15 protein-coding genes and 3 pseudogenes are annotated in these 19,527 nt (G+C 68.2%); 10 read left to right on the top strand and 8 right to left on the bottom strand.

Features of this window, described 5'->3' with window-relative positions:
• The first annotated feature begins 13 nt into the window (after positions 1-13).
• Both ACZ7IB_RS33120 and ACZ7IB_RS33115 read left to right on the top strand, forming a co-directional pair.
• Positions 14-1,171: a CaiB/BaiF CoA transferase family protein gene (locus ACZ7IB_RS33120; RefSeq protein ID WP_470917634.1), complete on the top strand. Its 1,158-nt coding sequence runs from the start codon at positions 14-16 to the stop codon at positions 1,169-1,171.
• Between the two features lie 579 nt (positions 1,172-1,750).
• Positions 1,751-2,383, top strand: coding sequence for a hypothetical protein (locus ACZ7IB_RS33115; RefSeq protein ID WP_470917633.1), 633 nt, complete (start codon positions 1,751-1,753; stop codon positions 2,381-2,383).
• 359 nt (positions 2,384-2,742) lie between these two features.
• On the opposite strand, the gene ACZ7IB_RS33110 is transcribed toward ACZ7IB_RS33115, so the two are convergent.
• A complete protein-coding gene (locus ACZ7IB_RS33110; protein ID WP_470917631.1) occupies positions 2,743-3,225 on the bottom strand; it encodes an RICIN domain-containing protein in 483 nt (160 codons plus the stop codon).
• Between the two features lie 87 nt (positions 3,226-3,312).
• Positions 3,313-4,149, bottom strand: coding sequence for an aldo/keto reductase (locus ACZ7IB_RS33105; RefSeq protein WP_470917629.1), 837 nt, complete (start codon positions 4,147-4,149; stop codon positions 3,313-3,315).
• 292 nt (positions 4,150-4,441) lie between these two features.
• On the opposite strand from ACZ7IB_RS33105, the pseudogene ACZ7IB_RS33100 reads away from it, so the two are divergent.
• The 5 genes and pseudogenes from ACZ7IB_RS33100 to ACZ7IB_RS33080 form a co-directional block, all read left to right on the top strand.
• A pseudogene (locus tag ACZ7IB_RS33100) lies at positions 4,442-4,708 on the top strand (glycoside hydrolase family 88 protein); the annotation flags it as partial.
• Complete coding sequence (locus ACZ7IB_RS33095; RefSeq protein ID WP_470917627.1) at positions 4,708-5,490, top strand: Tat pathway signal sequence domain protein; 783 nt, start codon at positions 4,708-4,710, stop codon at positions 5,488-5,490. The pseudogene ACZ7IB_RS33100 and the gene ACZ7IB_RS33095, both read left to right, overlap by 1 nt.
• 11 nt (positions 5,491-5,501) lie before the next feature.
• Positions 5,502-5,933, top strand: a complete 432-nt coding sequence (locus ACZ7IB_RS33090; RefSeq protein ID WP_470917625.1) for a hypothetical protein — start codon at positions 5,502-5,504, stop codon at positions 5,931-5,933.
• Between the two features lie 186 nt (positions 5,934-6,119).
• Complete coding sequence (locus ACZ7IB_RS33085) at positions 6,120-7,763, top strand: glycosyl hydrolase family 8 (protein WP_470917624.1); 1,644 nt, start codon at positions 6,120-6,122, stop codon at positions 7,761-7,763.
• 11 nt (positions 7,764-7,774) lie between these two features.
• Complete coding sequence (locus tag ACZ7IB_RS33080; protein WP_470917622.1) at positions 7,775-9,838, top strand: PQQ-dependent sugar dehydrogenase; 2,064 nt, start codon at positions 7,775-7,777, stop codon at positions 9,836-9,838.
• Between the two features lie 32 nt (positions 9,839-9,870).
• Here ACZ7IB_RS33080 and ACZ7IB_RS33075 read toward each other — a convergent pair whose 3' ends face one another.
• Complete coding sequence (locus ACZ7IB_RS33075) at positions 9,871-11,670, bottom strand: AMP-dependent synthetase/ligase (RefSeq protein ID WP_470917620.1); 1,800 nt, start codon at positions 11,668-11,670, stop codon at positions 9,871-9,873.
• Positions 11,671-12,031: 361 nt separating this feature from the next.
• Positions 12,032-12,943 carry a LysR substrate-binding domain-containing protein gene (locus ACZ7IB_RS33070; RefSeq protein ID WP_470917692.1) on the bottom strand — a complete coding sequence of 304 codons (912 nt, stop codon included), beginning with the start codon at positions 12,941-12,943 and terminating at the stop codon, positions 12,032-12,034.
• Positions 12,944-13,054: 111 nt separating this feature from the next.
• On the opposite strand from ACZ7IB_RS33070, the gene ACZ7IB_RS33065 reads away from it, so the two are divergent.
• Positions 13,055-14,083: a bile acid:sodium symporter family protein gene (locus ACZ7IB_RS33065; protein ID WP_470917619.1), complete on the top strand. Its 1,029-nt coding sequence runs from the start codon at positions 13,055-13,057 to the stop codon at positions 14,081-14,083.
• Positions 14,084-14,180: 97 nt separating this feature from the next.
• On the opposite strand, the gene fdhD is transcribed toward ACZ7IB_RS33065, so the two are convergent.
• Positions 14,181-15,029 carry a formate dehydrogenase accessory sulfurtransferase FdhD gene (fdhD, locus tag ACZ7IB_RS33060; protein WP_382905390.1) on the bottom strand — a complete coding sequence of 283 codons (849 nt, stop codon included), beginning with the start codon at positions 15,027-15,029 and terminating at the stop codon, positions 14,181-14,183.
• Between the two features lie 5 nt (positions 15,030-15,034).
• Positions 15,035-15,377, bottom strand: a pseudogene (locus tag ACZ7IB_RS33055) (2-dehydropantoate 2-reductase N-terminal domain-containing protein); the annotation flags it as partial.
• A 231-nt stretch (positions 15,378-15,608) separates the two neighbouring features.
• Between ACZ7IB_RS33055 and ACZ7IB_RS33050 the strand changes: the two are divergent.
• Entirely contained in the window at positions 15,609-16,559 is a 951-nt protein-coding gene (locus ACZ7IB_RS33050; RefSeq protein WP_470917617.1) for a beta-ketoacyl-ACP synthase III, read from the top strand.
• A 94-nt stretch (positions 16,560-16,653) separates the two neighbouring features.
• Positions 16,654-17,301, top strand: coding sequence for a GntR family transcriptional regulator (locus tag ACZ7IB_RS33045; RefSeq protein ID WP_470917616.1), 648 nt, complete (start codon positions 16,654-16,656; stop codon positions 17,299-17,301).
• Between the two features lie 549 nt (positions 17,302-17,850).
• Here the strand turns inward: ACZ7IB_RS33045 and ACZ7IB_RS33040 are convergent.
• Both ACZ7IB_RS33040 and ACZ7IB_RS33035 read right to left on the bottom strand, forming a co-directional pair.
• Positions 17,851-18,117 (bottom strand): annotated as a pseudogene (locus tag ACZ7IB_RS33040) (IS110 family transposase); the annotation flags it as partial.
• A 654-nt stretch (positions 18,118-18,771) separates the two neighbouring features.
• Positions 18,772-19,389, bottom strand: a complete 618-nt coding sequence (locus tag ACZ7IB_RS33035) for a DUF6461 domain-containing protein (protein WP_470917615.1) — start codon at positions 19,387-19,389, stop codon at positions 18,772-18,774.
• Positions 19,390-19,527 lie beyond the last annotated feature (138 nt).

The raw sequence follows: 19,527 nt of genomic DNA, 5'->3' as shown, positions 1-19,527 counted from the left end.
GGACGGTGATCCGATGAACGCCCCCGTTCCCGGCCCCCTGTCGGGTGTCGTGGTCGCCGACTTCGGACGGGTGCTGGCCGCCCCGTACGCCACGATGCTCCTCGCGGACCTGGGCGCCGACGTCATCAAGGTGGAACGTCCGGGCAGCGGCGACGACACCCGGGCCTGGGGCCCGCCGCGCGCCCATGACGAGTCCACCTATTTCCTGTCCGTGAACCGCAACAAGCGGTCCTTCGCCGTCGATCTCGGCACGGAGGAAGGACGCCGTGACGCGCACGAGCTGGTGCGCCGCGCCGATGTGCTCTTCGAGAACTTCCGCCCCGGCACGATGGACAAGTACGGGCTCTCCTACGAGGAGGCCCACGCGCTCAACCCCGGCATCGTCTATTGCTCGGTGACCGGATTCGGAGCTGGAGAAGGCGCCTCGCTCCCCGGCTACGACCTGCTGCTGCAGGCGGTCGGCGGGCTGATGAGCGTCACCGGGCCCACACCCGGTCAGCCCGTCAAGACGGGCGTGGCGCTGGTCGACGTACTGACCGGCCTGCACGCGGCCGTGGGGGTCCTGGCGGCGCTGCGCCACCGCGACGCGACCGGCGAAGGCCAGCACGTCGAGGTCAGTCTGCTGTCCTCACTGCTGTCGAGCATGGTCAACCAGGCGGGCGGGTACACCCTGGCCGGCCAGGTGCCGGGCATCCTCGGCAACCGTCACCCGTCCATCGCCCCGTACGAGGTGTACGGGGCTGCGGACCGGCCGCTGGTCGTCGCCGTCGGCAACGACCGGCAGTTCCTCGCCCTGTGCAGGGGCCTGGGCGCAGACGCGCTCGCCTCCGATCCCAGGTTCGCCTCGAACGCGGACCGGGTCGCGCACGTCGATGCGCTGGCCGAGGAGATCTCCGCGCGGCTCGCCCTGCGTACCGCCGCCGAGTGGTTCGACCTGCTCACCCCGCTCGGGGTGCCCTGCGGTCCGGTCAACGACCTCGCAGGCGCCTTCGACCTCGCTGAACGCCTGGGCCTGTCCCCGCGGGTCACACCGGCCGACGCGGACCCCGACGACCCGATGCGCCTGGTGGCCAACCCCATCGGGCTGTCCCGTACCCCGCCGCGTTACGAGCGGCGCCCGCCGCGGCTCGGCGAGCACACCGAGGACCTCAGGCGCTGGCTGGACAACTGACCGCCCGGTCGGCCCGCCTCCGTACCCCGGTACCCATTGCGATCCACACCGAGAGCACGTACCGAAGGAGTTCCCCATGCCCCCGGCCAAGCGACTCAAGGACCCGCTCGACCTGCTGGACATCGCCTCCCTGCTCACCGACGAGGCGGCCGACGCCGCCGTGGAATGAGCGCTCGCCCGCGGCCACCGGGCACCCGGCGACCCGGGCAGCGCTCTTCGGCGCGCTCCGCCGATGCGTCACCGCAGGTCAGGGCGGGTGGGACTGCGGATGACAGGTACTCAGAGCGATGGCTTACAGCTCCTGCCCGGGCCGTGTCAACAAAGACACGCTGCCGCCAGGGGTGAGAGGGCATCAGGAAGTCGCCCGGACAGTCTAATGGCACATCAATTCGCCCATAAATAAGGGTGATTGGAAGTTTGTCAGATTATCTGGAAATGGCATTTGGGTGTCTTGTGTACCTCGATCGGCGCTCCGGCGCCGCCCTTCCAACGTGTCCGATATGACAGCTATGGGGACCGTAAGTACGTTCAATCTCGGGTCGGCTGCTCGGCCGGCCTCTCTGAGACAGGAGAAGTGACATGGTTACGCGTTCCACTGTCGTTACCGCCGCTCTCGCGGCTGCCGCGGCCCTGGCCGCCACCGGCATCACGTACGCCTCGGCCGCCTCCACGGAGCCCGCTCAAGCTGCCCCGGTCGTCCAGCAGCAGGCCGCCGCCCCCGTGTCGGCCCTCAACGGCGGCAACGGCGGCAACGGCAACGAGGGCAACGGCAACGAGGGCAACGGCAACGAGGGCAAGGGCAACGAGGGCAGGGGTGGTGGTGGCTACGAGAACAAGGGTGGTGGCCACGAGAACAAGGGCCACCGGGAGCACTTCAGGGGCCGCATCCAGATCAACGAGCGCACCTACACCGCCGAAGGTGGCGGCTGCATCACGGTGGTCAGCGGTCTCGGTTCCAAGACCCTCAACATCCGCAACGAAAGCCGCCGGACCGTCGAGGTCTTCCGTGGCGCGACCTGCGACAACGGCGCCCCGCTGGCGACCGTCGGTCCCTGGAGCTCCAGCGACGGCGTCCACCCGGGCCGTGTCCGGGGCGGCGTGAAGGTCCACAACGGAGTCGTGGGCAGCTTCCGAGTGATCGAGCGCCACCACGGCGGCGGCAAGGGCGGCGACTTCGGCGACGAGGGCGGCGACTTCGGCGGCGACTACTGAGACCGGTGATCGAGCACCATCACGGTGGCCGGTAACCGAGCACCACTACAAAGGCAGGTGATCGATTCACCCGCCTGACATAGAACCCCGGCCCGCCGGAATCGGGCCGGGGTTCCAGTCTGGATACTTCTGCCACGCCATAGTAGAGCCGGACGGTGAGGCGCGCTGCCAGCCCGGCTGGACCGCCGTGCCGTACGTGGCCTTCGAGCCTTTGGCAGGACCCGGCGACCGGGGCGGCAGAACGTGGCGCCGGCGCGGCAGACGCCGCCCACGTCCCGGTCGCCGGGAGCCTGGCCAGGCATGGGGCCGGATTCCCGATGGCTTTACCGGGCCTGCGATCGAATCCGAACGAAAACGGCTCAGACCATGGGGGTGTCCGACACCGGCTCCAACCGCCACCACTGGCCGGGGGAGTCGGTGTCCTCCCATTGCTGGACGCGGGCACCGTCCACCGTGCTGCCGTCGGCCACTTCGAGGACGAGCCCGCTGATGAAACTGACCAGGGTCACCATCCCCGGCGCCTCCAGGTGCTGCTCGATCAGCCATTCCTGGGCGCCGTAGTTGTTGGCCCGCCACTGCTGGACCACGGCGCCGTTCTCGGTGGAGGCATCGGCGACATCCAGCCGCTTGCCGCTGTGGACATTGACCAGGTGGTACAGCGCGGCACCCTCGTGCACGGGCGTCAGCTCCCAGTGCTGGGCCGCCGAACCGCTCTCCTCGCCCTGCTGCACCGGGGCGCCTGCACCCTTGGCGGAGCCGTACACCTCCAGCAGCAGCCCGCTGCCCACATTGCGCAGCCGGTAGCGACCCGCCGCGACGACGGGCGCGGTGTCCCCGCTCATGTTCCGGTTCCTTCCTGGGCAGCAGACCGCCGCCCGGCTCGGCAGCAGGGCGGCGGTCTGTGTACGTCAACGGTGCAGCGGCACGGCTCAGGCGCCGAGGTTGAACTCGCCCGGGTTCGGGCCGAGACGCTTGCCCTCGTCCAGTGCGGCGAACGCGGCCAGGTCGTCGGCGTCCAGCTCGAAGCCGAACACATCGAGGTTCTCCACGATCCGGGACGGCGTCACGGACTTCGGGATCACCACATTGCCGGCCTGGATGTGCCAGCGGAGCACCACCTGGGCCGGTGTGCGGCCATGCTTCTGGGCGATCGCGACGACCGTCGGGACCTCCAGGAGGCCCTTGCCCTGGCCCAGCGGCGACCAGGCCTCGGTCGCGATGCCGTGCTTGGCGTGCAAGGCGCGCGACTCGGCCTGCTGGAGCTGCGGGTGGAGCTCGATCTGGTTGATCACCGGAACCACGGAGGTCTCGCCGAGCAGGCGCTCCAAGTGCTCGGGCAGGAAGTTCGAGACACCGATGGCCTTCGCGCGGCCTTCGGAGTAGATCTTCTCGAAGGCCTTGTACGTGTCGATGTACGCGTCCTTGGCCGGCACCGGCCAGTGGATCAGATACAGATCGACGTAGTCCAGACCCAGCTTGTCGAGCGAGGTGTCGAAGGCGCGCAGGGTGGAGTCGTAGCCCTGGTCGGCGTTCCACAGCTTCGTCGTGACGAAGAGCTCCTCACGGGCGACACCGGAGGCTGCGACGGCCCTGCCCGTGCCCTCTTCGTTCTCGTAGATCGCGGCGGTGTCGATGCTCCGGTACCCGGACTCGATGGCTGTCGCGACCGCCTTCGCGGCCTCGTCGTCCGGCACCTGCCAGACACCGAAACCGAGCTGCGGCATCGCGACGCCGTTGTTGAGGGTGATGGAGGGGACCTTGCTCACGAGCGGTCGATCCTTACGTCGTCGGTTGGGATTCTCATGCTCAACGATCACGGGGCGCGATGCATTCCCTGTCGACCTGACGTTCGGCAACGCCTTACTGCCCCGCCCGGGATCGACGCGACACCGACTCGATACTGCTCCGACCCTATCCGGTCGGAACCATTGACCGAGTCTCATCAAAGCGTAACTCTGGAGCACATCGCTGAACAGTGAACACTCTTGTGAACGCAACGGTTGGTGATTGCGGTGAAAACGGCCACACCCCGCTCAATCCTGAAAGACGTCCTGCTCCAGCATGTTCACCTACGCACTCTCCCGGGGTGCCCAGCAGAGGTGCATCGACCGGCACTACAGCGCCGTCGCGCACCACGGCTATCGGGGCGTACTCGACAGGATGTCCATCGGTGCCGACGGCCTGACCGATCTCACCGACATCACAGTCGGCACCAATGTCGGTGACCACAGCTACTGCATCAACCGCACCAGGGCCACGAACGACTTCCGCGGCCTGGGCACCTTTCTCATCATGAACGAACAACTCCGAGCGAGGTCGAAGTGATGAATCCCTCCAGGCGAGCGTTACTCGGTGCGGCAATCGGCGGCGCCGTGGCGGCCACCGCCGGGCCCTCCGCCACCGCGCACGCGGCGAGCTGGCGACTGCGCTGGTCGCCCTCGGCGAGCAGCGGCGGACTCGGCGCCTTCGAGACTGTCGAGGACGACCGGGCCGACTCCCACCCGACGGGGCAGCCGCACATCCTCACCGAGGGCGACAACTTCCGGTTCAACATGCACACCGTCGACCGGGACACCTCGACGGACCGTCAGCGCCAGGAGGTGACCGGACTGCGCAGCAGCGGCAGTTCCTACCTCAAGTGGCTGCCCGGAGAGACCTGGCGGATCACGTACCGGATGTACATCCCCGGCTCGCTGAAGGCGACCACGACCTTCACGCACATCATGCAGATGAAGCAGCCGGGCACCGGCACCTCGCCGATCGTCGTGCAGTCTCTGCGCCGGGTGAACGGCGTGCAGACCATCGAGCTCAAGCTCGCCGTCGCCGACATCCTCGTCGGCCGCACCGACCTCGTGCCGCTGCAGAACAAATGGATCGACGTCGACTTCCGGATAACGGTCGGCGACGGTACAGCGGGCTCGGTCCGCTGGATTCTGAAGGACGGTTCGACCACCGTCATCGACAAGTCAAAGTCCGGTGCCGACACCTTCCTCGCCGACCGCGTACGGCCCAAGTGGGGCATCTACCGGTCGCTCGGCGACACCTCGGGATCGCTGCAGGACACCCATCTTCTGCTCACCGGCATGCGCGGCTACCAACTGGTCTGAGGAACTGATCCATGAGCACCGGCAGACGTCCGCCCGCCCGTGTGCCGCTCGTCGTCGCGCTGCTCACCGGCGCTCTCATCGGGATCAACCAGCTTGAGGACTCGGTGAGTTACGCGCGGTCCGATACCGAGCAGTGCGCACGGATCAAGGACTGCAGCGTGTACGTCAGCAGCGGCGGCACCGACTGGGGGAGCCCGGTGAAGTCCGGCACGCTGCCCAGCGCGCGCGGGGTCGCGGTGTTCGACATCCCCGCGACCCGTGCCCGGCACGTCCGGCTGGAAGTCACCAGCACCTATGCCGCGTCCACGGACACGAGCCGCTACCACCGGTTGCGGATCGACGAGACCTGGATCGGCACGGCCCACCCGGGCGGCAACGCGACATCGGCGTCGAACGTCGGAAGGGTCACCGTGCGCGACGCCGACCGCCTCGACAGGAGGTAGAACGCCCTCTCGGGCGTGGGGCGGCGGGGTGACCCCGTCGCCCCGCCGGGCTGCCCGCGGTCCGCCCAACCCGCTGTCAGCTTCCGGGATTTGGGCCCGCGCGGGGCATTGACAGAACGAGCCCCAGGGAATCCCATGCAGTGTTGGTTAGGAACCTTTCCTAACGTCGAACCGGAAGGGATCACCGTGCACCCTGCCGCACCCCCACGCCGCATCGTGGCCGTCTTCGCCGGACTCAGTTGTCTGCTTCTGCCCCTGCTCGCCCAACTCCCGAAGGCCTCAGCCGCCACGGCCGCGTACGAGGCCGAGAACGCGAGCCTGTTCCAGGCGGCCGTGGCGACGAACCACACCGGATTCACCGGCACCGGCTTCGTCGACTACACCAATGTCGCCGGCTCGTCGGTGGAGTTCACGGTGAACGCCACCGCGGGCAGCACCTCGCTCGCCATCCGCTACGCCAACGGTACGACCACCAACCGCCCGATGGACATCAGCGTCAACGGGACGGTCGTCGCCTCCGGGGCAGCCTTCAACGGGACCGGCTCCTGGGACACCTGGGCGACGAAGACAGTCACCGCCCAGCTCGTCGCCGGAACCAACACGATCCGTGCCACCGCGACCACGGCGAACGGCGGCCCCAACCTCGACTACCTGGACAGCACAGACCCCGCCGCCGGTGGCCCCGCAGTGCCCTTCGGCAGCCACCGGTTCCCGTACGCCGCAGGAACGCTGAAGCCGACCGGCTCACAGTCCGCGCTCGACCAGGCCGTGATCAAGACGTACGACGCCTGGAAGTCCGCGTTCGTCAGGAAGAACTGCGGCAACGGCTGGTACGAGGTCATCTCGCCGGACGCCGACCACCCCTACGTCGCCGAGGCCCAGGGCTACGGCATGGTCGTCACCGCGACGATGGCAGGAGCCGACCCGGAGGCGAAGACCGTCTTCGACGGCATGGTGAAGTACATGCTCGCGCACCCCTCGGTCAACAACGCCAACCTTCTCGCCGCCGAGCAGGACGCCTCCTGCAAGAGCGTCGACGGCTCCGACTCGGCGACGGACGGGGACCTCGACGTCGCCTACGGGCTGCTCCTCGCCGACAAGCAGTGGGGATCCACGGGCACGTACAACTACAAGGATCTCGCGGTCAAGCACATCAACGCCATCAAGAAGAGCGAGGTCAACCCGACCACCCACCTCATGCTGCTCGGTGACTGGTCGGACTCCGGTGAGTCCCACTACTGGATGACCCGCTCCTCGGACTGGCTGATCGACCACTTCCGCGCCTTCCAGACGGCCACGGGCGACAGTACCTGGGAGACCGTGCGCACTGCCCATCAGAATCTGATCACCACTCAGCAGACCAAGTACGCGTCGAATACCGGCCTGTTGGCGGACTTCGTCGTCAACACGAACTCCACGCCCAAGCCCGCTGCGGGTGAGGTGCTCGAAGGCCCCAACGACGGCGACTACTCCTGGAACGCCTGCCGCGACCCGTGGCGCATCGGCGCGGACGCCGTCACCAGTGGGGACGCGGCCTCGCTCGCCGCGGCACGCAAGCTCAACTCCTGGATCAAGTCCAAGACCGGCGGCGACCCGAACAGGATCGTCACCGGCTACCACCTGAACGGCACGGCGTTCGACAGCGGCGACGACATGGCATTCACCGCCCCGTTCGTCGTGACCGCGTTGACCGACCCCGGCTCCCAGGCCTGGCTCGACGCGCTCTGGAGCAAGCTCGCCGCCACCTCGATCGACCCACAGCTCTACTACGGCGGGAGCGTCCAGCTGCAGTCGATGATCGTCGCATCCGGCAACTACTGGGTTCCCTGAAGGAGGTTCAGATGAAGGCCAGCACACTCACCACGTTACGAGGAAGAGTGGCCGCGCTCGCGGTCATGCTGCTCTGCACAGGTCTGGTGCAGGCGGTGCCGCAATCCGCCTCCGCGGCGGCCACCCGCTACGAGGCGGAGTCCGCGACGATCGTCCAGGGCGCCGCCGAGTCCAACCACTCCGGCTACTCCGGGACGGGCTTCGTCAACGGCGACAATGTCGTCGGCAGCTATGTGGAGTTCACGGTCACCGCGGCCTCTGCCGGGACCGGACAGATCGCCATCCGGTACTCCAACGGCACGACGGCCGGCCGGCCCGCGGACGTGGCCGTGGGCGGCACGGTCGTCTCGGCCGCCCGCGCCTTCGACGCCACCGCCGACTGGAACACCTGGGCCACCTCCACCCTGACCACCCCGGTCAAGGCAGGCAGCAACAAGATCCGGCTGACGTCCACGACGGCCAACGGGCTGCCCAACCTCGACTACATCGACTTCACGGTCACCTCATCGGACACACAAGCACCCACCCCACCCGGCCGGCCGAGCTGCTCGGCGATCACCGAGGACAGCCTCACGCTGAACTGGGACGCCGCCACCGACAACGTGGGCGTCGCCGCGTACGACATCTACGAACACGGCAACAAGTTCGCGGAGGCGGCGGGCACTGCCACGACGAAGAACCTGACCGGGCTCACCCCCAATACCACGTACAACATCACATTGTTCGCGCGTGACGCGGCCGGCAATGTGTCGTCGGTCAGCCCGATCGTGGACTGCACCACCCTGCCCAGCTCCGACACCACCGTGCCCTCGGCACCCGGCACCCTGTCCACCTCGGGCCTCACCGCGAACAGCGTTGTCCTGAACTGGGGAGCGTCGACGGACGACAAGGCCGTCACCGCCTACGAGGTACGCAGCGGCAGTACCGTCTACAAGGCCGTGACCGGTGCCCCGCCGGCCACCACGACCACCCTCACCGGGCTCGCCTGCGCCAGCCCGTACACCCTGGACGTCGTTGCCAAGGACGCGGCGGGCAATGTCTCACCTCCGAGCAACACGGTCACCTTCAACACCCCGGCCTGCGCCGGCGACGGCGGCGTTCCGTCGGACATCGCCACCGTCTCCACCGGCTGGTCCATCCCCTGGGGCACCTACTGGATGCCCGACGGCAAGACCGCGCTGGTGACCGAACGGGACAGCTTCAAGGTCTTCAAGGTCACCCCCGGCGGCACCAGGACCCAGGTCGGTGCCGTGCCGGGCGCGGTCACGACCAACGGTGAGGGCGGCCTGCTCGGTGTCGCCGTCGACCCCAAGTGGTCCACCAACCACTACGTGTACTTCATGCACACCGCGTCCGAGGGCAACCGCGTCGCCCGCATGACATACGACGGCAGCTCGCTCGGCGGATACACGGTCCTGCTCCAGGGGATCAAGAAGAGCAGGTACCACAACGGCGGACGGCTCGCCTTCGGCCCCGACGGCTACCTGTACGCGTCGACCGGCGAGGCCCAGACCCCCGACCTCGCGCAGGACAAGAACTCGCTCAACGGCAAGATCCTCCGGATGACCACGGACGGCAAGGCCGCCCCCGGCAACCCGTTCGGCAACTACGTCTACAGCTACGGCCACCGCAACCCGCAGGGCCTCGCCTTCGACGGCAAAGGACGCCTGTGGGAGGCGGAGTTCGGCGACAGCAAGAAGGACGAGCTCAACCTCATCAAGCCGGGCAACAACTACGGCTGGCCCGTCTGCGAGGGCAGCTGCTCCACCGCCGGCATGACCGACCCGAAGAAGACCTGGAACATCTCCGAGGCCTCGCCCAGCGGGATCGCCATCGTCCGCAATGTCATCTACATGGCCGCGCTGAAGGGCGAACGGCTGTGGCGGGTGCCGATCACCGGTGACACCGAGAACCTCGGCACGCCGACCGCGTACTACGTCGGTACGTACGGGCGGCTGCGCACGGTCACCAAGGTGCCCGGCCAGGACCAGCTCTGGCTCTCCACCACCAACTGCGACAACAACGGAGGCGAACCGGACGGCGCGGACAAGCTGTTCCGCATCTCGATCACCTAGCAGGCGCTCAACCGCTGAGGTACGGCCGTGCCTCAGCGGTACAGCGCGTCGACCTCCGCCGCGTACGCCGTCTCGATCGCCTTGCGCTTCAGCTTCAGGGACGGCGTGAGGAGACCGTGCTCCTCGCTGAACGGATGCGCCAGAATCCGGAAGGTACGGATCGACTCGGCCTGCGACACTGCTGTGTTGGCGGCCACCACCGCGCGCCGGACCTCCATCTCCAGGTCCGGATCCCGTACCAGATCCCCCGGCTTCAGGGGCGGCCGCCCCTGCATGGAGAGCCAGTGGTCCACCGATTCCTGGTCGACCGTGACCAGGGCCGCGATGTACGGCCGGTCGTTGCCGACCACGATGCACTGCGCGACCAGCGGATGTGCCCGCACCCGCTCCTCCAGACCGGCCGGCGAGACACTCTTGCCGCCGGACGTCACCAGGATCTCCTTCTTCCGCCCGGTGATCGTCAGATAGCCGTCCTCGTCGAGCGCCCCCAGATCCCCGGTGGCCAGCCAGCCGTCGCGCAGTACCGCGTCGGTGGCCTTCGGGTCGCCGAGATAGCCCGCGAAGACATTGCCGCCGTGCACCCACACCTCGCCGTCCTCGGCGATGTGCACGCTGGTGCCGGGGATCGGCTGCCCGACCGTGCCGTACCGGGTGCGCTCCGGCGGATTGGCGGTGGCCGCCGCGGTCGACTCGGTCAGCCCGTACCCCTCGTACACCGTGACGCCCGCGCCTTCGAAGAACAGCCCGAGCTGCCGCTCCATCCCCGAACCGCCGGACATGGCGTGCCGGATCCGGCCGCCCATCGCCTCGCGCACCTTCTTGTACACGACCTTGTCGAAGAACTGGTGCTGCATCCGCAGCCCGGCGGACGGCCCCGGACCGGTCCCGAACGCCCGCGCCTCCGTCGCCTCGGCGTACTTCACCGCGATGTCCACGGCCTTGTCGAACGGCCCGACCCGGCCATCCGCCTCGGCCTTGCGCCGGGCGGCGTTGAAGACCTTCTCGAAGATGTATGGCACCGCCAGGATGAACGTCGGCCGGAACGACACCAGGTCCGGCATCAGGGCCTTCGCCGACAGCTCCGGCTGATGACCCAGCTTCACCCGGCCGCGGACCGCCGCGACCTCGACCATGCGGCCGAAGACATGTGCCAGGGGCAGGAAGAGCAGGGTCGCAGCCTCGTCGCCCGGCTTGGAGTGGAAGACCGACTCCCAGCGGGCGGCCATGGTGTCCGTCTCGAACATGAAGTTGGCATGCGTGATCACGCAGCCCTTGGGGCGTCCCGTCGTGCCCGAGGTGTAGATGACGGTCGCCACCGACTCGGGCGTCACCGCGCGCCGGTGGCGGTGCACCACCTCGTCCTCGACACGGGCACCCGCGTCGACGAGCTCGGTCACCGCGTCGGCGTCCAACTGCCAGAGCCGCTTGAGCTGCGGCAGCCGGTCGATCACCGACGCGACCGTCATCGCATGGTCCTCGTGCTCGACCACGATGGCGGACACATCGGCGTCGTGCAGCATCCAGAAGACCTGTTCGGCCGAGGACGTCGGATAGACCGGTACGGACTGGGCGCCGACCGTCCACAGCGCGAAGTCGAGGAGTGTCCACTCGTAACGCGTACGCGACATCAGGGCCACCCGGTCGCCGAATCTGACGCCGTGCGCGATCAGCCCCTTGGCGAGCGCCAGCACCTCGTCGCGGAACGTTGCCGCAGTGACATCCTGCCAGCGCCCGCTCGCGTCTTTTCGGCCGAGCGCGACCCGGTGCGGATCTTCCTCGGCGTAGTCGAACACCACATCGGCCAGCCCGCCTACGAGGGGCGCGGCCGCCATGGGTGGGACAGTGAACTCGCGCAATGACCTGCTCCTTGTGGCGCTCCGCACAGCGCCGTGACGCTACCCCACCGGGCGGCGCGGCGGGAGGGCCCCGTAACGGCGGACAATGTGGCATATGCACAGGTCAGCCACCGAAATCCGGCCAGATGGGCAAGGCTCGGGCGCGGCTGAGACCGCGGAGTAAGAGGGCGGCGCCGGAATCTCCACCGAATCTGTACGCCGCTGTCACTTCCGTTTCGAGCGGGTACGAAGGTATTGGTCCGCAGACGAGCCCGCAGACGGGCCCGCACATACCTGACCCGGCCCAGTCGGGCGCGGAATTGAGGCTGCCGTTCGTTCTCCCCGTCCAGGCGTGCGGTCATGCGCCGTCCCGGCCACTGATCGAACCGATTGTGCCGACACTGCGGATCAGCCGGTCGCCGCCCGCCAGGATCGCCGCCGCCAGGGCGTCCGCGGCCTCCTGTGCCCCGTCCCGGCGGCGGCCGTGTAGCAGGACGAAATCCACATCGCCCAGCTCCGGCAGGCCCGCTCTGGCCGGCACCGGCGCCAGACCCGGCGGGACCAGCCCCCGACTGTGAGCCATCACGCCCAGGCCCGCATGAGCCGCAGCGATCAGTCCGCTGAGGCTGGTGCTCGTACAGGCGACACGCCAGGACCGGCCGTGCTCCTCCAGAACCTCCAGAGCACGGGCCCGGGTGATGCCCGGCGGTGGGAAGAGGATCAGCGGAACCGGACGGTCCGGGTCGATCCGCAGCTGCGGTGCACCGATCCAGGTCAGCGCGTCCTGCCAGACCAGCTCGCCGTGCGTGTCGCCGACGCGCCGCTTGGCGAGCACCAGATCGAGCCGGCCCGCGGCCAGCCGCTGGTGCAGCGTCCCGGAGAGCTCCACCGTCAGCTCCAGCTCGACCTCCGGGTGGTCGCGGCGGAACGACTCCAGGATCTCCGGCAGCCGCGTCAGTACGAAGTCCTCGGAGGCCCCGAACCGCAGCCGTCCGCGCAGCCGGGTGCCGGTGAAGAAGGTCGCGGCCCGCTCATGGGCCTCAAGTATCGTCCGGGCGAAACCGAGCATCGCCTCACCGTCCACGGTGAGATCGACCCGGTGCGTGTCCCGGGTGAACAACTGCCGCCCCGTCGCATCCTCCAGGCGCCGCACATGCTGGCTCACCGTGGACTGCCGCACACCCAGCCGGCGGGCCGCCTGGGTGAAGCTCAGTGTCTGGGCGACGGCGAGAAAGGTACGCAACTGCGCGGGGTCGTACATAGCCCCCAGGCTATCGCGAACCATGATGACAGTGAGAACGGTATGCCGGATTCTCGATCGCGATGATCAAGAGCAGGATGGAGAGGGTACGACCAGAACACAAGAGAACATGTGGAGCACATGAGCCGCCGCACCCTGAAACCGCCGTCCTGGCTGCCGATCGACCCGTACATCCTGGCGCTGATCGGCACGGTCGTGCTGGCGGCGATACTGCCCGCATCGGGGACTGCCGCCGATGTGGCGGGCGGCGCCTCGACCGGAGCCGTCGCCTTTCTCTTCCTCCTGTACGGCGCCCGCCTCTCCACCGCCGAGGCACTCGACGGCCTCAAGCACTGGCGGCTCCACCTCACCGTCCTCGTCTGCACCTTCGTGGCGTTCCCACTGCTCGGTCTCGCGGGCAAGGGGCTGGTGCCGTACGTCCTGACGCCGCAGCTCTACAGCGGCTTCCTCTTCCTGTGCCTCGTCCCCTCGACGATCCAGTCGTCGATCGCCTTCACCTCGATCGCCCGCGGTAATGTGCCCGCGGCGATCTGCGCGGGCTCCTTCTCCTCGATCGCCGGGATCTTCCTCACACCGCTGCTCGCCGCCGCGCTGCTGGGCAACAGCGGCGGTGGATTCTCGGCCGATGCGCTGCTGAAGATCGGGGTCCAGCTGCTGCTGCCGTTCGTCGCCGGGCAGTTGCTGCGGCGCTGGATCGGTGGCTTCATCACCCGTCACAAGAAGGTCCTCGGCTATGTCGACCGCGGCTCTATCCTGCTCGTCGTCTACACGGCATTCAGCGAGGGCATGGTCGCGGGCATCTGGCACCAGGTCACCCCGGCCAGGCTCGGGGTGCTGCTCGGCGCCGAGGTGGTGCTGCTGGCGCTGATGCTCGCGCTGAGCTGGTACGGGGCGAAGCGGCTCGGCTTCGACCGTGGGGACCGGATCGCCATCCAGTTCGCCGGCTCGAAGAAGAGCCTGGCCTCCGGGCTGCCGATGGCGAGCGTCCTGTTCGGGGCGCAGGCGTCCCTCGCCGTATTGCCGCTCATGCTCTTCCACCAGATGCAGCTGATGGTGTGCGCGGTGATCGCCAAGCGCCGCTCGCGCGATCCGCAGGAGGAGAACCGGGAGAACGGTGCGGTGTCACGGGAGCCCGTCACGGTGAGCTGAGGGTGCGCCCGGAACTCCGTCCGGGGGCGGGACCGGCCGGCGCAGGGGGCGCTCCCCGCCGGCCGGATCCCTGCCCCGCGCAGCCGGGCGAGGCGCCTCAGCCCTGGCCTACCGTCGCCTCCAGGGCGATGCGGTGCTCACCCGCGTACACGTTCATGGAAGGACCCCGCAGAAAACCGACCAGGGTCAGTCCGGTCTCGGCCGCCAAGTCGACGGCGAGGGACGACGGTGCCGAGACCGCTGCGAGCATCGGGATCCCGGCCATCACCGCCTTCTGGGCCAGCTCGAACGAGGCTCGCCCCGACACCAGCAGAATCGCCCGGGACAGCGGCAGCCGGTGGTCGGTCAGAGCCCGGCCGACGAGCTTGTCGACCGCGTTGTGCCGGCCGACGTCCTCCCGGACGTCGAGCAGCTCACCCGTCTCGGAGAACAGTGCCGCCGCGTGCAGGCCCCCGGTCCGGTCGAAGACCCGCTGCGCGGCGCGCAGCCGGTCGGGGAGGGCGGCGAGCAGGGCGGGCTCTACCCGGACCGGGGGAGCGTCGGCGACCGGATGCCGGGTGGTGGTGCGCACCGCGTCGAGGCTCGCCTTGCCGCACAGCCCGCAGGACGACGTGGTGTACACATTGCGTTCGAGTGTGATGTCGGGGACCGGGACGCCGGGGGCGAGCTTCACATCCACGACGTTGTACGTGTTGACGCCGTCCGCCGTGGCCCCGGCGCAGTAGACGATTCCCTGCACCTCGGAGCCGTCACCGATCACGCCCTCGCTCACCAGGAAGCCCGCCGCCAGCGCGAAGTCGTCGCCCGGCGTGCGCATCGTGATGGCGAGCGGCTTGCCGTTCAGCCGGATCTCCAGGGGCTCCTCGGCGACGAGCGTGTCGGGGCGCGTGGAGACGGCCCCGTCCCGGATACGGATGGTGCGGCGGCGCTCGGTGACCCGTCCCATAGCGGTTAAACCCGATTCTGTACGTGTTGGAAGCCGAACCGGCCCTTGATGCAGAGGTTGCCGTGGGTCACCGGATTGTCGTGCGGAGAGGTGGCCTTGGCGATCTCATTGTCCTGCACATGGAGTGTGACATTGCAGCCGGCACCGCAGTACGCGCAGATGGTGGTGGTCTCCGTCTGGGCCTGTTCGTCCCAGGTCCCGCCCGCGCGCATATCGAATACGGCCCTGAAGGAGAGCGCGCCGGTGGGGGCACACCTCGATGCGGTTGCCGCAGTGGACCTCGGCGCCGCCGCGGTGGAGCGTGGCCCCGACACGGGCGCCGATGGCACCGGCGCCGACAACTGCGACTTTCACGGGCTCTCCGTTCGGTGAGTGGACCGAGGAGTGGACCGGGCGAGGGAACAGGAGACGATGGCAAGTCGACAGAATATTGTCTACAGTATGCCTTCTGGGTGGTCAAGGCTGTTGCCAAGCCTCCAATGACCGGGTGCTAATCCTGTGGGATCACGTGCCCCTGTACCGGGCAGTAGCGACCAAGACTGGATGGTTCCTGCCCTATGTAGCGAGGGGATCTTGTACATGACCGGCTCACGTGTCGTGGCGCTCGGCCACTATCAGCCCGCCAAGGTGCTCACCAACGATGATCTGGCGGCCATGGTCGACACCAGTGACGAGTGGATCACCAGTCGCGTCGGCATCAAGACCCGCCATGTCGGAGGCCCTGGCGAGCCGGTGGACGAGATGGCCGCGCACGCGGGGGCCAAGGCGCTCGCCGCGGCGGGGCTGCAGCCCGCCGAAGTCGATCTGGTTCTTGTCGCGACCTCCACCGCGATCGACCGTTCACCGAGCATGTCGGCCCGGGTCGCCGCCCGGCTCGGCATGGGCTCGCCCGCGGTGATGGACATCAACGTCGTCTGCTCCGGCTTCACGCACGCCCTCGCCACCGCCGACCACGCGATCAGGGCGGGCGCGGCCGAGCGCGTCCTCGTCATCGGCGCCGACAAGATGGCGGACATCGCGGACTGGACCGACCGCAGCACCTGTGTCCTGCTCGGCGACGGAGCCGGTGCGGCGGTCGTCGTCGCGGACCCGGACGGCGGCGACCGGCCCGGGATCGGCCCTGTGCTGTGGGGTTCGGTGCCGGAGATGGGGAACGCGGTACGGATCGAGGGGACGCCCCCGCGGTTCGCGCAGGAGGGGCAGTCCGTATACCGCTGGGCCACCACGCAGCTGCCGCCCATCGCCCGCAGGGTGTGCGAAAAGGCCGGCGTCGCCCCCGAGGATCTGGCCGCAGTGGTACTGCATCAGGCCAATCTGAGGATCATCGAACCGGTCGCCAGGAAGATCGGTGCGGTCAACGCGGTCATCGCCCGGGATGTCGTGGATTCCGGCAATACGTCCGCGGCTTCTATCCCGATGGCCCTGTCCAAGCTGGTGGAGCGCGGCGAGGTGCACAGCGGCGAGCCGGTGCTGCTTTTCGGCTTTGGCGGGAATCTCTCGTACGCGGGTCAGGTGATCCGCTGTCCCTGAGGGGCGTCGTGCTCGGTAGACTGTAGACGATAAGCAATTGCTCGTCGGCCGGAGGGGGACCGCGAAGTTGTCCACAGGACTGCCGCAAGGGGCTGTGCCGAAGCTGGAGCGGCCCGGTCCGCTACGCGAGCGTGTGTACGAGGCGCTGCTCGAGCTCATAACGACGCGTGCGCTCCGTCCCGGCCAGCATCTGGTCGAGAGCGAGCTGGCCGGCCATCTCGGAGTGTCCAGGCAGCCGGTGCGGGAGGCACTGCAGCGGCTGAACACCGAGGGCTGGGTCGATCTGCGGCCCGCCCAGGGGGCGTTCGTCCATGAGCCCACCGAGGACGAGGCGGACCAGCTGCTCTCGGTCCGCACCCTCCTGGAGGCCGAGGCCGCCCGTCTTGCCGCGGCCAACTCCGGCACCGCCGGGATCGCGGCCCTGGAGGAGCTCTGCGCCAAGGGCGAGCAGGCTGTCGCCGACGACGACGTGGACCTGGCGGTCGCCACCAACGCGGCCTTCCACGCCAAGGTCATGGAGCTGGCGGGCAATGTCGTCCTCTCCGGGCTCGCCGGGCAGGTGGACCGCCGGGTGCGCTGGTACTACACCCCGGTGGCCCGCCGGCGCGGCACCCAGTCCTGGATCGAGCACCGCTCGCTCATCGCGGCGATCTCCTCGCGCGACGAACAGCGGGCCACGGAGATCATGCGGGCGCACACGGAACACACGCGCAAGACGTACCACCAGCGCGAAGAGAGCTAGCGCGCGGCCGGACAGACACCGCAGGCATCTAACTCGTCAAGTTGGGCGGCTCGTTGTTCGAGTGCGTATCGGTAACATCATGGACATGCCCGACGTGTGGATCGGCCTTGGCGCTGCTGCTCAGCGGCGGAACTGGTTGTGGACTGGTTTCCTGACGCTTCTCTGTGCCGGTACAGCGGTAGCAGTGGCCTTGACCGCGCCGACGTCGAACCGATGGTGGTGGGGCGGTGGCGTGGGTGTTGCCTGGTTGGCCTCGTTCTTCTACATGATCAATCGCGGCTGCGGCCGAACGCTCCTGACCACGAGTGGAATGGAGTTCCGCACCTTCGTCAGCCGGCGCTCGGTTTCATGGAACGAGATTGCCCGGATCGAGAAGCGGCAGCACCGCACGCGCAGCGGATTCTGGTGGGACGTACAGGCTGTCCGGGGTCGCGGGCGTTCACTCACGATTCCGGGGTCTTTGCAAACCGGAGCCGGGACGTGGAGTTCGAGCAAAAACTGGCCATCATTCACGAGCGCTGGTCCCGTGCAGTCGTCGGCTGAAGGAGCTCAGGCCGCGAAAGCCTCGGTGGTCGTTGGGAAAGCGACTGCTTCGTTGTAGTGCTGCCCGTGCTGGAGGCAGTGGTAGAGCTGCCCGAGCATGCGGTTGAAGAGGTTCCGGTGGGCGGATGCGTGCCAGTCTCCGTGGTCGTCGCGGCGCCTGCGGTAGTGGATTTTGGCGCCGGGCGAGGCGTTGGGGGCGTAGAAGGCCCAGAGGTAGCCGACGTGGTTGAGGCGGTCGTTTTTCACCCACCGTCGGGTGACGCACTGCTTCCGGTCGATGTCGAAACCGAAGGACGACCGCAGCAGCCCGTGGATGTCCGAGGTGTTATGGATCAGGTCGAGCAGGTGATCACTTGAGGCCATGGGCATGGACAATTGGGCATGGACAATAGTGAGTGCCGCTGACACGCAAGGTTCAGGACGAACAGCGGGCCCGTGGCCAGGCCGTGGCGCGACCGTGATGGATGACGTACTCCGCATCCGCTCCGGATGTCGGGCCAACCTCCATCCGGGGCCGCTCGAACTCGTTTGCAACATCGCCTGCCCCGCAGACACCGCAAGTCATTCTGAAGCCATCAGTAAGGGCTCGCAGATAAACAACCTGCGCGCGAGCATCGCGCTGATCTGGGACGTGAAGTCCCAGAGTGAACAAGTTAATTCTCTAAGGCCGAAACCTGCTGGGTCAGTTCGTCTTGACCACCCCTGCCTCGGGACGGCGGATTTCAACGGCGGATCGTGTGCCCCTGATGCGGACAGGTCGAAAAGCAACTGGCGGCGGAAGCAACCCAGGTGCTGCCCGCGAGGGCCGGTTCAGGAGCGCTCACGATTGCCGAAGTCGATTTTCACGGTGAAGACGTAGCCGGCGTCAACAGCTTCGGCGCCCGTGGCGGCGTCTGCGGGGGTGACGGTGAGGATGGACCGGCAATGTCATATAGCCGGTGGCGGGTCGGTTTGGGTGAGGCGCAGTCCGCAGCCGAGAGATCTCCAGGTCTGGGGAGGTGGCGGGCCGTACCCCTGACTGCTTTCCTGCAGCAGCACGGTCAGCAGTCGGCTGTTGGCCGTCTCGTTGCTGAGTGTCGCCCCCGTGTGCTCGGACACTGCCCGCAGTACGGGGTCCCATCCGGGGAATTCCTCCGCGGCTTCGCTTCGCCAGAGTTCGACAGCGTCCCACCATGGGTGCGGTGGTTCGGGTCGGGTGCCGACCATACCGGGCCGGAATCGTTCTGTACGGCGCCCATCGCACCAAGACTCGAACCTCTGCTGGCCGCGCGCGTCCTGCTGAAGGCTGAGTGTTTCGGTGCCCTGGGAGAGCCGGGTCAGCAGAGCGGTCGTGTGGCCGAGCCAGCCCCACTGCTCAAGGCAGAATGACCAGTCGCCGATGGCGCCGATGCGCAGGACCGTTGCCGCGAGTCCTTCGTCGCTGATTCGCTGGCCGAGTCCGTCCGCTTCCCGCAGGTCCAGCAGTCGTGCCTCCTCGGGCCGGGCGCCGTACCGGGTGAGCAGCTCTGACGGGTCCAGGCTGTGGGTGAACGTCAGGCACCACATGATTTCGTGGTCAACCCAGGAGGCCGACGGCCGGGGTTCCGTGTGATCGCTTTGCACTGTGGTGCCTCCTAGCTGGGCGGGGGGGGGGGGGGGGGGGGGGGGGGGGGGGGGAGGCCGAGTTGGACGAGAGGGGAACCG

The sequence above is a fragment of the Streptomyces sp. NPDC037301 genome, from assembly GCF_055602785.1.
This window is presented reverse-complemented; position numbering and strand designations above follow the sequence as displayed.

Excerpts from the sequence above, each read along its gene's own strand:
- ACZ7IB_RS33090 (WP_470917625.1), top strand. The coding sequence starts at position 5,502 with ATGAGCACCGGCAGACGTCCGCCCGCCCGTGTGCCGCTCGTCGTCGCG.
- ACZ7IB_RS33115 (WP_470917633.1), top strand. The coding sequence starts at position 1,751 with ATGGTTACGCGTTCCACTGTCGTTACCGCCGCTCTCGCGGCTGCCGCG.
- ACZ7IB_RS33110 (WP_470917631.1), bottom strand. The coding sequence starts at position 3,225 with ATGAGCGGGGACACCGCGCCCGTCGTCGCGGCGGGTCGCTACCGGCTG.
- ACZ7IB_RS33065 (WP_470917619.1), top strand. The coding sequence starts at position 13,055 with ATGAGCCGCCGCACCCTGAAACCGCCGTCCTGGCTGCCGATCGACCCG.
- ACZ7IB_RS33095 (WP_470917627.1), top strand. The coding sequence starts at position 4,708 with ATGAATCCCTCCAGGCGAGCGTTACTCGGTGCGGCAATCGGCGGCGCC.
- ACZ7IB_RS33120 (WP_470917634.1), top strand. The coding sequence starts at position 14 with ATGAACGCCCCCGTTCCCGGCCCCCTGTCGGGTGTCGTGGTCGCCGAC.
- ACZ7IB_RS33050 (WP_470917617.1), top strand. The coding sequence starts at position 15,609 with ATGACCGGCTCACGTGTCGTGGCGCTCGGCCACTATCAGCCCGCCAAG.
- ACZ7IB_RS33080 (WP_470917622.1), top strand. The coding sequence starts at position 7,775 with ATGAAGGCCAGCACACTCACCACGTTACGAGGAAGAGTGGCCGCGCTC.
- ACZ7IB_RS33075 (WP_470917620.1), bottom strand. The coding sequence starts at position 11,670 with ATGGCGGCCGCGCCCCTCGTAGGCGGGCTGGCCGATGTGGTGTTCGAC.
- ACZ7IB_RS33035 (WP_470917615.1), bottom strand. The coding sequence starts at position 19,389 with ATGTGGTGCCTGACGTTCACCCACAGCCTGGACCCGTCAGAGCTGCTC.
- fdhD (WP_382905390.1), bottom strand. The coding sequence starts at position 15,029 with ATGGGACGGGTCACCGAGCGCCGCCGCACCATCCGTATCCGGGACGGG.